7 protein-coding genes and 1 pseudogene are annotated in these 12,000 nt (G+C 59.6%); 7 read left to right on the top strand and 1 reads right to left on the bottom strand.

What is annotated here, in order from left to right:
* Positions 1–108: 108 nt before the first annotated feature.
* On the top strand, positions 109–1,458 hold the full coding sequence (locus tag C7534_RS27915) for a DUF1254 domain-containing protein (protein ID WP_109787741.1): 1,350 nt from the start codon (positions 109–111) through the stop codon (positions 1,456–1,458).
* On the top strand, positions 1,455–2,840 hold the full coding sequence (locus C7534_RS27910) for a DUF1254 domain-containing protein (RefSeq protein WP_109787740.1): 1,386 nt from the start codon (positions 1,455–1,457) through the stop codon (positions 2,838–2,840). The genes C7534_RS27915 and C7534_RS27910 overlap by 4 nt, the downstream gene beginning before the upstream one ends.
* A 119-nt stretch (positions 2,841–2,959) precedes the next feature.
* Here C7534_RS27910 and C7534_RS27905 read toward each other — a convergent pair whose 3' ends face one another.
* Positions 2,960–4,933, bottom strand: coding sequence for an alkyl/aryl-sulfatase (locus C7534_RS27905; protein ID WP_109787739.1), 1,974 nt, complete (start codon positions 4,931–4,933; stop codon positions 2,960–2,962).
* A gap of 138 nt (positions 4,934–5,071) precedes the next feature.
* Here C7534_RS27905 and C7534_RS27900 point away from each other — a divergent pair, with 138 nt between their 5' ends.
* The 5 genes and pseudogenes from C7534_RS27900 to C7534_RS27880 all read left to right on the top strand — a co-directional run.
* On the top strand, positions 5,072–5,740 hold the full coding sequence (locus tag C7534_RS27900) for an ABC transporter ATP-binding protein (RefSeq protein ID WP_109787738.1): 669 nt from the start codon (positions 5,072–5,074) through the stop codon (positions 5,738–5,740).
* A gap of 1 nt (position 5,741) precedes the next feature.
* Positions 5,742–8,213 (top strand): ABC transporter permease, encoded by a 2,472-nt coding sequence (locus C7534_RS27895; protein WP_109787794.1) that lies wholly within the window; start codon positions 5,742–5,744, stop codon positions 8,211–8,213.
* Entirely contained in the window at positions 8,203–9,270 is a 1,068-nt protein-coding gene (locus C7534_RS27890) for a lipocalin-like domain-containing protein (RefSeq protein WP_109787737.1), read from the top strand. The genes C7534_RS27895 and C7534_RS27890 overlap by 11 nt, the downstream gene beginning before the upstream one ends.
* 230 nt (positions 9,271–9,500) lie before the next feature.
* Positions 9,501–10,079 (top strand): hypothetical protein, encoded by a 579-nt coding sequence (locus tag C7534_RS27885; RefSeq protein ID WP_046027825.1) that lies wholly within the window; start codon positions 9,501–9,503, stop codon positions 10,077–10,079.
* A gap of 641 nt (positions 10,080–10,720) precedes the next feature.
* Positions 10,721–12,000: pseudogene (locus C7534_RS27880) on the top strand (hypothetical protein); the annotation flags it as partial.

Below are 12,000 nucleotides of genomic sequence, written 5' to 3'. Positions count from 1 at the left end.
CCACGATGAGGCCTTCAGATTCAGCAGCTATGTTGACTGACACTCCGCCATCGCGGGCAAGCCCGCTCCCACAGGATTTCAGTGTTTGCATCCACCAGGAGATCAACCGTGCGCTACTGGATATCCGCTCTGGCCCTGGGCGCAAGCCTGGGCAGCGCTCATGCGACAACCCTCGATCAGCCGCAAGCCAAGGCGCTGGCGCAAGAGGCTTACGTCTTCGCCTACGCCACCGTCGAGCACGACAAAGTGCTCAGCGCCATCGCCGCCAGATTGCCATTCAACCGGCTGTACAGCGAGCCGCGATTGCTCGGCCCGCAAGACAACAAAGTGGTGTCGCCCAACAACGACACGTTCTATTCACGCGCTGTGCTCGACCTGCGTGGCGAGCCCATGGTGCTGGACGTTCCGGCCGTGGAAGGGCGCTACTACAGTTTCCAGCTGGTCGACATGCGCACCGACAACCTCGATTACATCGGCACCCGCGCCACCGGCAACACAGCCGGGCGTTACCTGATTGCCGGGCCGGATTGGCACGGTGAAACACCGAGCGGTTTCAGGGGTGTGATTCGCTCGCCGAGTCGCCTGGTGTTCCTGCTCGGGCGCACCGAGGTCAAGGGTGAGGCGGACCTGCAAGACGCAGCGAACGTGCTGACGGGCTACGCCTTGGCGCCGTTGTCCAAGGTGACCGGCGGGGTAGCACCGGCAGCGTTGGCTCCGTTGCGATTGCCCGCCTATCAAGACACCAAACAAGGCCCGGCCCAGGCATTGTTCGCCACCTTCAATACCTTGGCGCCGCTGCATGAATGGACGCCAACCGAGCGTTCGAAACTTGAACGCTTCGCGGCCATTGGCGTGAAGCCGGGTGCCGCGTTCGAACCGCCGGCAGCGCTGAGCGAAGCGATTGCCCAGGGTGCCGAGGCTGGGCGCGAACACGTCCGGTTGGCGTCGAGCCAGGTCTCGGTGGAGCAACAAGGCTGGTTTCGTTCGCCAACCAATGTCGGCAAGTTTGGTGATGACGACCTGACCCGCGCGGCGGTCGCCTGGCGCTATATCTACGCCAATGATCCGGTGGAAGCGATCTACCCGATGGCCTTGCACGATGCGCAGGGCCAGACGCTGGATGGGCGTAAAACCTATCGCCTGCATTTCCCCGCCGGGCAATTGCCGCCCGTGAATGCCTTCTGGTCGTTGACCCTCTACGACGGCAAGACCCAGTTGCTCGCCGCCAATTCGATCCAGCGTTACGCCCTGGGTGATCGCAGCCCTGATTTGCACTATGACGCCGACGGTGGCTTGACCTTGATGCTGCAACCCGATGCGCCGACCGCCGCACAGCAGGGCAACTGGCTGCCGACCCCCGAGGGGCCGTTCAATGTGTTGTTGCGTTTGTACCTGCCCAAGGCCGGTGCGCTGGATGGCAGTTATCAGCTGCCGACGATTGCGAGGGTTGAGCCATGAATATGATGTTCAGTCGCCGCCGCATGCTGGGCAGCATGGGTGTGCTGGGCGGCAGTCTGGTGTTTCCACGCTGGTTGTTGGCCGCAGAATCCGATGACCTTCGAGCCATCGCGCAGGAGGCGTGGATCTACGCCTACCCGATGCTCATGCATTACCAGACCCTGGAAAAACAGCTGCTCAATCCCGCCGCGCCGGAATACGTCGGCGGCTTCAATCGCTTCCGTCACTACAGCGAGTTGTACACCCCGAAGAACCGCGAAATTGTCACCCCGAACAACGACACGCCGTACTCCTGGGCCTGGCTCGATTTGCGCAGCGAACCGCAGGTGCTGAGTGTGCCGGCGGTCGATAAGGATCGCTATTACGTGCACCAGTTGGTGGACCAATACACGCACAATTTTGCTTACGTCGGCGTGCTCAGCACCGGTCGAGAGGCGGGGGATTACCTGATCGTCGGGCCTGACTGGCAATTGCCGACGCCACCTGGAATCAAAGCCGTGCTACGCAGCGAGACCGAGATTGTCATGGTGCTGGGGCGTACCGGCCTGAAAAACGCCGAAGACTTGCCGGCCGTGCGCGCGTTGCAGCAGCAATACCGTTTGCGTGCCCTGCATGAATACACCGCCAGCGCTGCACCGATCGCGGCGCCCGCAATTGACTGGCCGGCGTGGGACAGTAAAAGCGGATTGGGGCCCTCGTTCATTGCCGTATTGAATCAGCTCCTCACGCTGTGCCCGACTCAACCGTCCGAGCGGGCATTACGTGCCCGTTTCGCCCGCATCGGCATCGTGCCGGGCCAGGCGTTCGATGTTGATGGGGTATCGGTGGAAACCCGTCAGGCGTTAATCGCCGGAATCGCCGATTCCCAGGCGCAACTGCAAACCGCGGTGAGCCAGGTGCGCACTACGCTGGGCCTGTTTGGCACCCGCGAAGCGCTGCACGGCAATTACCTCAACCGCGCGGTCGCGGCGCACGTCGGCATCTACGGCAACAGTGTCGAAGAGGCGTTCTACACCGGCAGTCGTCAGGACAATCAGGGGCAACCCTTACAGGGCGGGCGTCAATATCGACTGCGTTTTGCACCGGGGCAATTGCCGCCGGCCAGCGAGTTCTGGTCGTTGACCTTGTATGACCTGCCGGACCGGCAATTGGTCGCCAACCCGATTGATCGTTACTGCCTGAGCAGCCGCGATTCGTTGCTGGCGGATGCGGACGGCGGGTTGACGTTGCTGATGCAGCCTTCGGCACCCCAAGTCCAGAGCAACTGGCTGCCGACGCCGGCGAGTGGGGCGTTTACGCTGGTGCTGCGGCTATACGGGCCGCAACAGCAAGTGGTTGAACAGCGGTGGAAGATGCCGGCGGTTGAAGTGGTTCCGGCTTAATGATCGTTCCCACGCTCCGCGTGGGAATGCCTCCCGTGACGCTCAGCGTCACGCCCGTTGGGACGCGGAGCGTCCCTTGATGCATTCCCACGCAGAGCGTGGGAACGATCTTTGTGTGATCAGGGCGTGACGATGTTGAATTGCGGGGTAAAGGTATCCAGGCTACCCATCAATTCCGCAATCTTCTTTCCGTTCCCCTGTAACTTGATCAACCCCTTCTGAATCGCCGTCGGGAAGTCCAGTTGCTTGAGGCTGATCTGCTCCAGTGTTGCCTTGCTCATGCTCACACCGGCATCGGCCTGAGGGTTGAGCCCGGCGCGGTGGGTCAGTACACCATTGCGCAGGGTCAGGGTGAAGTCCTTGTTCTGGTCTTCGAACGTCCAGTTCAGGGTCATGTCGTGGCCCACGGCTTTGTCGCTGTCGAGGCGAATGGCCAGGAAATCGAAGAACATTTCAGGGCTCATCGCTCGCACCATGTCCCCCGACACCGAGCTACCGGCGTGCGCTGGTACACCGTTGCGCAGTTCCATGGCGCCGGTCAGGTACATGTTGCGCCACGTGGCGTTTTCGCTTTGATAACCCATCTGTTCCAGTGTCTCGGCCTGAGCCTTGCGGGCGTCCGGGTTCTCCGGGTCGGCGAACAGCAACTGGTTGCCCAATTGCGCGGCCCAGCGGTAATCACCCTTGGCCATCGCCGCGTGCATTTTCTCCAGCACCGCCGCTTGGCCACCCATGGCCTCGACACTGCGTTTGGCGGTTTCCACCGGCGGCAATGGATTGAGATTGGCCGGATTACCGTCGTAGAAACCCAGGTAGCGCTGATACACCGCCCGCACGTTGAAACTCAGCGAGCCGTAGTAACCCCGGGTGTACCACTTCTGGTCCAGAGTGCCCGGCAATTTCTTGATGGCGTCGGCGACTTCCAGCGGTGTCAGCCCCTGGTTCAACAGATGCAGGGTGCGGTCGTTGAGGAAGGCATACATGTCACGCTGATCGGCCAGGAACGTGCGGATCCGCTCGCCACCCCAGGTCGGCCAGTTGTGCTGGGCGAATAACACGTCGCTCTTGTCACCGTAGCGCGCCAGGCTGCTGTCCAGGTATTGCGCCCAGGCCTTGGCGTCACGCACTTGTGCGCCACGCGGGGTGAGGATGTTGTGCATCATCTGCGTTGCGTTTTCCGCCATGCACAAGGCCCGCAGTTGCGGCAGGTACAGGTTCATTTCCGCCGGCGCTTCGGTGCCCGGCGTCAGTTGGAACTCCACGTCCAGGCCCGCGATGGTGCGGGTCTCCAGCTCTTTTTCGATCAAGTCGGTGGGCGGGATCAGGGTGACCGTGCCGCCGCTCGGCGAGCTCTTGCCCAGGCCCGCGTCGACCTGACCACGCTCACCACGGGGCAACAGGCTGCCGAACTGATACTGCGCACGACGGCTCATCGCGTTGCCGGCGAACACGTTTTCGCTCATGACGTGTTCCATGAACCCGACGGGGGCGAACACCTTGACCTTGCCTGCCTTGACGTCGGCCTCATCGACCACGCCGCGCACACCACCGAAGTGGTCGACGTGGGTGTGGCTATAAATCACTGCGACCACCGGTTTGCGTGGGCGGTTCTGATAGTACAGCTCCAGCGCCGCTTTCGCGGTTTCGGTGACGGTCAGCGGGTCGATGATGATCAGCCCGTCGTCACCTTCGATGATGGTCATGTTGGCCAGGTCGAGGCCGCGCACCTGATACAACCTTGGGCTGACTTCGAACAGCCCTGCATGGGCACTGAGTTGCGCCAGGCGCCAGAGGCTGGGGTTGATCGAGTCCGGGTTTTTGTCCTTGGCCAGGAAGTCATAGGCTTGTACATCCCAGATGACCTTGCCGGCCGCCTCCTTGATCTGGCCCTTGAAAGGTGCGATCAAGCCCTTGCTGACCGACTCGTAATCGGTGCGGTCGCTAAAGGGCAGTTGTTGCAGGACCGCCGCATTGTTGGCCGCGGTTTGTGCGCTGGCGGCGACCGGTTCATCGGCGGCGGCCACCGATTGCGCCAGGCAAGCAGTAATCAGGCAGGCCAACAGGCCACTAGGGCTTAAAGTGAAACGAGGCATGGTGTCTCCGTTTTTTATGGTTATGGTCAGACCAGCCTCCGAGGGTAAGTGGGCAGGCGGGAAGGGCAGCAATCGGCACCGGACAAAAAACATGCAGGGCCGCTATCCTTGCTTCACGTTGATCAAACAGGTTCGCCCATGCTTCAGGTCCAAGGCGTCTACAAAAGCTACGCCACCCCACAAGGTCCGTTGCCGGTGTTGCAAGGCGTCGACCTGACCCTCAAACCCGGCGGCAGCCTGGCGCTGATGGGTGAATCGGGCAGCGGCAAAAGCACCTTGCTGCACTTGATTGCCGGCCTGGACAAGGTCGATCAGGGCAGCATCCGCAGCGGTGAATATCGTCTGGAGCAGATGAGTGAAGGCCAACTGGCCAACTGGCGGCGCACTGAAATCGGCCTGGTGTTCCAGCAGTTCAACCTGATCGGCAGCTTGCGCGTCGAAGACAACCTGGCGTTTCAGGCGCGGCTGGCGGGGCGGCACGACCCGCGCTGGCAGGCGCATCTGGTGCAGCGCTTGGGCTTGAACGATGTGCTGCGCCGCTATCCCGAGCAACTGTCCGGCGGGCAACAGCAGCGTGTCGCCCTGGGACGCGCGTTGGCGTCGAAGCCCACATTGCTGCTGGCCGACGAACCCACTGGCAGCCTCGATGAAGCCACCAGTGACGAGGTGCTGAAGTTGCTGCTGGAATTGCTCGACGACACACCCACCACGTTATTAATGGTCACGCACAGCCCACGGGTGGCTGCGCGGCTCGCGGAAAAGGTGGTGTTGCACGGTGGTCGTCTGGCTGGCACGGACGAACGCTGAGGTGCGGGTTTTTCGCGAGACGCTACGGGCGCTGCTTAGCCATTGGCGGCAGCATCCGGTGCAATTTTTCAGCGTGCTGACCGGGCTCTGTCTCGCCACCGGTTTGCTCACGGGCGTACAGGCGTTGAACAGCCAGGCGCGGGAAAGCTATGCCCGCGCCAGTCAGTTGATCGGCGGCGAACCACAGGCCAGCCTCAGCGCGCCCGGTGGCGGAACGTTTTCTCAAGGGTTGTTTGTCGAACTGCGCCGTTCAGGCTGGCCGGTGTCGCCGGTGCTGCAAGGCCGAGTGACGCTCAAGGGCCATGAAGACCAGCGCTTGCAACTGATGGGCATCGAGCCGGTGTCGCTGCCCCCCGGGTCATCGGTGGCGGGGCAAGCGTTACCGATTGAGCGGATTGTCGAGTTTTTCAGTGCGCCGGGCAGTACCTGGATCTCACCGCAGACCTTGCAGGCGTTGGGGCTGCACGAAGGCGAACGGCCGATGAACGCGAATGGCGTGGCATTGCCGCCGCTGCGCGTTGAAACCGACATGGCGCCCGGTGTTTTGCTGGTCGATATTGGCTTCGCTCAGCAGATTCTGGGTCTGCCGGATCAACTGTCACGAGTGTTGTTGCCCAAGGGGTTCAGCGCCTCGATACCTGAGGCATTCAAGGGCCAACTCCAGCTCAAGACCCGTGGCGAGGAGAACAATCTCGCGCGCTTGACCGAAAGCTTTCACCTGAACCTTGATGCGCTGGGGTTTCTGTCATTCGTGGTCGGTTTGTTCATTGTTCACGCGGCCATCGGCCTGGCGCTGGAACAACGCCGGGGACTGCTCAGGACCTTGCGTGCCTGTGGCGTCAGTGCCCGAATGCTCATCGCGTGCCTGGTGGTTGAGCTCGGCGCTCTGGCGCTGATCGGCGGCCTCGCCGGTGTGGTCAGCGGCTACCTGTTGGCCAGCGTGCTGTTACCGGACGTCGCCGCCAGCCTGCGCGGTTTGTACGGCGCCGAAGTGGCGGGGCAGTTGAGCCTCAGCCCGTGGTGGTGGCTCAGCGGAGTCGGCCTGAGTGTGCTCGGTGCGTTGCTGGCCGGCGCGAACAGTCTGCTGCGAGCGGCGCGTTTGCCACTGCTGGCGCTGGCCGATCCTCAAGCCTGGCATCAGGCTCATGCGCGTTGGTTGCGGCGCCAGGGCTGGGTGGCAGCGATGGCGGCCGTGATTGCGCTCAGCGCCTTGATCTGGGGCGACAGCCTGGCCAGTGGCTTTGTACTGATGGCGGCGCTGTTGCTCGGCGCCGCGCTGGCGCTGCCGGTGGTGCTCAATGCCGCGCTCAACCTGGTATTGCCGCGCAGTCATTCAGTGCTTGGCCAATGGTTTATCGCCGATTGCCGGCAGCAATTACCGGCCCTGAGTCTGGCGTTGATGGCGCTGCTGTTGGCACTCGCGGCGAATATCGGCGCCGGCAGCATGACCGCCGGTTTTCGCCAGACCTTCAGCAACTGGCTCGAACAACGCCTGACGGCCGAGTTGTACATCAATCCGCAAAACCCGGCGCAGTCTCGCGAACTGCACACGTGGCTCAAACAGCAACCGCACGTCTCGGCGGTACTGCCTAGCTGGCAAGTTTCGATCCAGTTGCAAGGCTGGCCGGCGGATATTTTTGGCGTGATCGACCACCCGACCTATCGCCAGCACTGGCCGTTGCTGGAGGCCTTGGGCGATAACCCATGGGATCAACTGGCCAGGGACGACACGCTGATGCTCAGCGAACAACTGGCCCGCCGCCTGAAGGTGCGGCTCGGCGATCACCTGACGATTCCCACGCCGAACGGTTCGTGGTCGCCGCGCATCGTCGGGATCTACGCCGATTACGGCAATCCCAAGGGCCACCTGCTGGTCAATGTCAGCCATCTGCTGCGGGGCTGGCCACAGCAAGCCCCCAACCGCTTTAATCTGCGTATCGAGCCGGAAGCGATCCCCCCGTTCATCACCGCGTTACAGGCACAGTTCGCGCTGGACGACAGCCGTATCGTCGACCAGGCGCGGCTCAAGGGCTGGTCGACGCAAGTGTTCGAACGCACCTTCGCCGCCACCGCCGCACTCAACAGCCTGACCCTCTGCGTGGCGGGCGTGGCGCTGTTTATCAGCCTGCTGACCCAAAGCCAAAGCCGCCTCGGGCAACTGGCGCCGTTGTGGGCGCTGGGCGTGACGCGTCGGCAATTGATGCTGCTCAACCTCGGGCAAACCTGGTTGCTGGCGCTGTTGACGCTGGTGCTGGCGTTACCGCTGGGGATCGCGCTGGCGTGGTGCCTGGACGCGGTGATCAACGTTCAGGCGTTCGGTTGGCGCCTGCCGTTGCGGGTTTTTCCGCTGCAACTGATGCAGTTGATGGGGCTGGCCTTGATCGCAACATTACTGGCGTCGGCGTGGCCGCTGTACTCGCTGTACCGCACGCAACCGGCGGACCTGCTGAGGACGTTTGCTCATGAGGATTAACCTCGGCGTGGTGTTGCTGATGCTTCTGTTGAGCGGCTGCGATCACCCGGCGCCGGATGAAAAAGGCTTCGCGGGTATGGGCGGCGAGGCGGCGGCTTTTACCCCGGTGGTGCCCGGTCGGGTGTTCAACTTCCCGGAAGATCATGGGCCACATGACGGCTTTCGCATCGAGTGGTGGTACGTCACCGCCAATCTCAAGGACGAGCAGGGCCGCGAGTTCGGCGTGCAATGGACACTGTTTCGCAGCGCCTTGAAAGCAGCGCCCGAGGTGGCGGGGTGGGGTAATCAGACAATCTGGCTGGGGCACGCCGCCGTGACGTCGGCGACGGTGCATCATGCTGCCGAACGCTATGCCCGTGGCGGTGTGGGGCAGGCAGGTGTGAGCGTGGCTCCTTTTGATGCCTGGATTGATGACTGGCGTTTCAGCAGTCAACGTTCTGATCCTTTAGCGGATCTTCAACTCAGTGCCCGGGACAAGGATTTTGGCTATCAACTTCGCCTGATGTCCAGTCGTCCGCCGGTGCTTCAGGGCGACAAAGGCTTCAGCCAGAAATCCGAACAGGGCCAGGCGTCGTACTACTACAGCCAACCGTTTTTCCAGGCCAGCGGCACGCTGGAAATCGATGGCAACACCTATCAAGTCAGCGGCCCGGCCTGGCTCGACCGCGAATGGAGCAGCCAGCCGCTGACCGCCAATCAGACCGGTTGGGACTGGTTCTCGCTGCACCTGGACAGCGGTGAGCAGGTGATGCTTTATCGCATGCGCAACAAGGAAGGCGCGCCGTACCTCACTGGCACCTGGATCGACGCTCAGGGGCAGACGCAGCCATTGCACGCCGACGACATCCGCCTCACACCGCAAGACACCGCCAACGTCGCTGGCCGTTCGATGCCTGTGCGCTGGTCGATCAAAATACCCGGCAAACACCTCGACCTCACCCTCAACGCCCTTAATCCAAACGCCTGGATGGATTTGCGCATTCCCTATTGGGAAGGGCCGGTGCAACTGAGTGGCAGCCACGCGGGGCAAGGCTATCTGGAAATGACCGGGTATTGAGTCGCAGCTTTCGGTAGATCGCGGGCTAAGTCGAGCATGTTCACGACGCGCTGCGTGCCACTCCCTTGACCTGGCGCAAGGAAAGCGCCAATAGCACCGACGGTGGTGAATACCTCGCAGAAGAAACTTCGAACACTCCTTGAACTGCGTCTATGCTCATGGGCACGGATCGCGTCGGCGCCTGAGCCAGAGCGGTCTGTTGTCATTTATTACCAAGGAATGTATCGCCTATGAAACTCCACGCACTGACCAAAGCCATCACCCTTGCTACCTTGCTGTCTGCCGTCAGCCTTGGCGCCATGGCGGCGGACATTCCGCTGTCTAACGTGGTGGAAGCGGCAACGATCACCGCTGATGTTGTCTCGGTCGACGCCAAAAGCCATCAAGTCACCCTTAAAGGGCCAGAAGGTAACGAGACGACGCTGCAACTGACCGACAAGGCGAAAAACCTTGCCAACCTCAAAGCTGGCGATAAGGTCACAGTCGAAGTTGCCCGCTCCGTCGCGGCATACCTCGACACCGACGTCGACAAGGGCCTGCCAGGCTCCACCGAGCGCACGGGCGAAGTCCGAGCGGCACCGGGCGGTTCCATGCCTGCCGGCGAAGCTTACCGTCAGGTTCAAGTTCAGCTGAAAATCACCAAAATCGATTTGGCAAAACATGAATTGACCTTCGAAAACCCGGCTGGCCAGTCCAAAACGGTTGAAGTGGTAGAGCCGAAAGTTCAAGCGAAACTCAAGGACCTGAAAGTAGGGCAAACCGTTGTTGTCACCTACACAGACCTTCTGAAAGTGACCAGCGCACACTAAAATTGAGTGTTGGCTCTATAAAAAATGATTGTTCTTGTATAACTTTTTGTACAAGAACAATCAGTTTTAATGAACGGGTTGGTGAGTTTTATTCATTCGTCTGAATAGTATTTCATCCGACATGTTGTTAAACATTGTGTTTATAAATTTCATGTTCGCGAGGCGGACATCTTCACCTGCTTCTATTAAACTTCCCCCGTTCGTCCAGTGTCATGGCTCTTTACCAGTGCATGGAATGCCGAGGCTGTTTCACTGGGCGAACTCTTTTTGGCAGTGCGTATGCGACGTGCTGACAATGAATACATAAAAAACGGGCGATCACTGGATCGCCCGTTTTTTTTGCAGTCACTCTGCGGTGTCGTCGTGTCGTGCAATGCGACGAGGGCGCATTGATGCAGATGTCGGGCATGTGTCGGGCCAATGGGTCAAAGGGGCCAGCGCACGGTTCAAATGACCATCAGATTCCCGTACGCGGTGCTCCCGCCTGCATATGCCCGGCCTCATTTCCTTCGGAAATTTCCTACATTTTTGTAGTGTGCCTCTTTGCTATAACCAAAGCCTCAAAATGTAACGTGGTTCATAACCACTCAACGTCTGGGGTAAGTTTATTTATGCCTACTGATCCGCCATCGAACAGTCCAATGCCTAACGTTTTGCGACCGGCGTCCCCCAACAATCCTTCCGGTCATCAAAAATCAACGCGAGGCCCAATACTCGGTCAAAGGGCAACCTCTGCATCATCACCTCCCTTCACCGTGCCCACTGGCGTGGTGATCGCAGCGACCAAACCTGCGGCGTCAAAAACAGCTCCCTTTCAAATCCCTAAACTCTGCCCCCAGTGCAAGACCAATCACACGGGTGCTTGTACGCTTAAAAAGTCGACACCGACCCCTTCAATCGCTAGAAAATCTGTTCCTGCTCAAGAGGTCTTTGACAAATACAAGACCGGCTACGATGCAACAGATAGAGTTTTGCCCTTTACCATCATGAAGGATGTAACAAACGACTCGCTGGTTTTTTCTGATAAAAAAGCCAATCAAAAACAAATGGATAAAGCATCGAATAAAAAGTTTACCCTCCGGCACTACACCACCTCAGTCGATGGGCCGCCTAGATTTAACGCGATTGAACCGAATTTTGAGTTGGTTAACAAAGGGGTGAAAACACTTCATCGGACTCAGGGCAGCAACACAAATGAAGACGACTGGAACCGCTTGGGCAATACAGCCTTCACGTTCTTTTTGTTAGCCATCGACGGGAAGGTTTCCGGGCGAAAATTTTTAGCCCAGGCGACACATTATGCGGAAATTGATGTGGAGGACTCCGGCCAGTTGTCCGCCCTGGGACTCGATACGGCTGAGTTTTTTGCATCTGCGGATTTGTTGCATGAGAAGGATTTAACTAAGACCAAGGTGGTTAAAGGCCCGTTAACGGAGTTTAAGTCTTTAATGCTTGCCAGTTCAGGGGTTCAAGCAATTCAGTTGGGGTTGATGGGGCCGGAAGTTTTGCTTCGTTCGATTGATGAGCAGTTTTTAGGAAGTCTGGAGGTTAAAATTCCGGGTTCGGTAGCGGTGGGGCGGTGGGGCGGTGGGTTTCGGTTTAGAGCGAGAACGGGGGAGGGTTTATTATCTTTTGTGAAAATAAATCTGTCCCTGAGAAATCCCCGCTTTTTCCTACGAGAAATCAAGAAGTTGGGAATTGAAGAGACCTGCATGGGTCGGCAGCTTGTATTGCACCACACAAAAACAAGATCCCGATCCCATGCAGGCTATTCGATTCTTACACAGCGCGCTCGCTCAAGCACTTCCCACTGTCCATTCCCATCGTCTGAAAACGCTGATGTGTTGTGTCAGTTCATTACTGCGAGGCCGTCGTCTAACTCTGACAGGACTTGGTCGATTCATGTCAGGCAAGGCTTATC

The sequence above is a fragment of the Pseudomonas sp. OV226 genome (genome assembly GCF_003148705.1).
GTDB lineage: Bacteria > Pseudomonadota > Gammaproteobacteria > Pseudomonadales > Pseudomonadaceae > Aquipseudomonas.
This window is presented reverse-complemented; position numbering and strand designations above follow the sequence as displayed.

Excerpts from the sequence above, each read along its gene's own strand:
- C7534_RS27910 (WP_109787740.1), top strand. The coding sequence starts at position 1,455 with ATGAATATGATGTTCAGTCGCCGCCGCATGCTGGGCAGCATGGGTGTG.
- C7534_RS27905 (WP_109787739.1), bottom strand. The coding sequence starts at position 4,933 with ATGCCTCGTTTCACTTTAAGCCCTAGTGGCCTGTTGGCCTGCCTGATT.
- C7534_RS27900 (WP_109787738.1), top strand. The coding sequence starts at position 5,072 with ATGCTTCAGGTCCAAGGCGTCTACAAAAGCTACGCCACCCCACAAGGT.
- C7534_RS27890 (WP_109787737.1), top strand. The coding sequence starts at position 8,203 with ATGAGGATTAACCTCGGCGTGGTGTTGCTGATGCTTCTGTTGAGCGGC.
- C7534_RS27885 (WP_046027825.1), top strand. The coding sequence starts at position 9,501 with ATGAAACTCCACGCACTGACCAAAGCCATCACCCTTGCTACCTTGCTG.